Annotated in this window: 1 protein-coding gene and 1 pseudogene; one reads left to right on the top strand and one right to left on the bottom strand. The window is 68.4% G+C overall.

The genetic code is table 11. The annotated features are described in order from the left end of the window. Nucleotides 1-60 precede the first annotated feature (60 nt). A complete protein-coding gene (locus NS331_RS26910) occupies nucleotides 61-210 on the bottom strand; it encodes a hypothetical protein (RefSeq protein ID WP_193758202.1) in 150 nt (49 codons plus the stop codon). A gap of 316 nt (nucleotides 211-526) precedes the next feature. On the opposite strand from NS331_RS26910, the pseudogene NS331_RS24410 reads away from it, so the two are divergent. Beyond that, nucleotides 527-842 (top strand): annotated as a pseudogene (locus NS331_RS24410) (transglutaminase family protein); the annotation flags it as partial.

Here is an 842-nt window from a genome sequence, read left to right as displayed (position 1 = left end):
GACTTGCTCTCGGTGGGCATCGGGTGCGTGGGTTGGGAAAGGGGGGCGCGAGCCGGAGGATCAGCTGGCTTCGTTGTCCAGGAAGACGTCGACGGCGTTGACCAGGGCGACGAGGGCGATGACAGCCGTCATGCCTGCCACGCCCCAGACCAGGAATTCGTCGAGCCAGGCGCTGTTCAGGGCGCTGACGAGGGCGTGGGTCATGTCCATGGGAGTCCTGCTTCGATGGGAAGGAGAAAGGGTTGGAGGGGACGCCGGCCGGGTGGTAGAGCCCCTGTGCGAGGGGTGCAATCACGGCCTGCGAATGTGACAAAGCGTAGACAGTCGGTTCCGCCATCCGCGTAGTGGCGCCGCGCCCGCGTCCGTGGGAGTGCCGAGCCTGCGCGGGTAGGAAACGGCCGACGCGCGATGTGCACCTACACCGCCTCAGGCGCTGGACCCCTGCCGCAGTGCAGCATCGGTGCGTAGGCTCCCACGACTTTGCCGCGACACCCCGGACGGCCCGGGCGAAGGCATCCCTGTTCCCATGCTCATCCGCATCGGCTACGACATCGAACTCGCACTGGCCGGACCCACCGCCGTGGTCTACATGCTGCAGGTGCATCCCGACCGCGGGCACGATCTTGTCGCGCCGGAGCATCCCCTGGTGGATCCGCCCTTCTGGACCGACCACTACTCGGACTGCTTCGGCAACCGCTGCGCCCGCGTGCGCGTGCCCGCCGGCCAGCACCGGCTGCGGCTCTACGGCTCGGCCACGGTGCGCGACACCGGCTGGCACGATCCGCAACCCTACGACGCGATCCAGCATGCGGTGGAGGAGCTGCCCACCGACACCCTGCAGT

This window comes from Pseudacidovorax intermedius (assembly GCF_001476815.1).
Lineage (GTDB): Bacteria > Pseudomonadota > Gammaproteobacteria > Burkholderiales > Burkholderiaceae_C > Xenophilus > Xenophilus intermedius_A.
The sequence above is the reverse complement of the archived record's forward strand: the minus strand, read 5'-3'. Positions and strand labels throughout refer to the sequence as shown.